1 protein-coding gene is annotated in these 933 nt (G+C 45.9%); it reads left to right on the plus strand.

The features are described from left to right. A partial coding sequence (locus R7Q46_RS25565; RefSeq protein WP_318077993.1) for a B12-binding domain-containing protein occupies window positions 1–933 on the plus strand: 933 nt, incomplete at both ends.

The following is a 933-nucleotide window of genomic DNA, read 5'->3' on the forward strand; positions in this document are numbered from 1 at the left end:
ATGCTGTTGATTTTATTGAAGCTGTAGCGGACATCAAGCGCGATTTGCCACACGCGATGATTTCCGGTGGCGTGTCGAACGTGTCTTTCTCTTTCCGCGGTAATAACTACGTTCGTGAAGCAATCCATGCCGTATTCCTTTATCACTGTTTTAAAAACGGTATGGACATGGGCATTGTGAACGCGGGGCAGCTCGAAATTTATGACAACGTTCCGGAAAAACTACGAGAAGCGGTAGAAGACGTTGTGCTTAACCGTCGAGATGACGCTACAGAAAGATTGTTGGATATCGCGGCTGAGTACGCAGATAAAGGCGTTGGCAAAGAAGAAGATGCCTCTGCGCTTGAGTGGCGAACTTGGCCTGTCGCAAAACGTTTAGAGCATGCGTTAGTTAAAGGGATCACAGAGTTCATCGTTGCAGACACTGAAGAAGCACGTGTGAATGCGGCAAAACCACTTGAAGTGATTGAAGGTCCTTTGATGGATGGCATGAACGTGGTGGGTGACCTATTTGGTGAGGGTAAGATGTTCTTACCTCAAGTAGTGAAATCTGCACGTGTAATGAAGCAAGCTGTCGCGCATTTAGAGCCTTTTATTAACGCCGAAAAACAATCTGGTAGCAGTAACGGAAAAATTTTGTTGGCGACAGTGAAGGGTGACGTGCACGACATCGGCAAAAACATTGTGGGTGTTGTACTGCAGTGTAATAACTACGAGATCATCGATCTTGGTGTGATGGTGCCGTGTGAAAAGATCTTGAAAGTCGCGATAGAAGAGAACGTTGATATTATTGGTTTGTCAGGGTTGATTACCCCATCTCTGGATGAAATGGTTCATGTTGCTAAAGAGATGGAACGTCTCAATTTTGATCTTCCGCTTCTGATTGGTGGAGCTACCACATCCAAAGCGCACACCGCCGTTAAGATTGATCAGA

The sequence above is a fragment of the Vibrio sp. 811 genome, assembly GCF_033339195.1.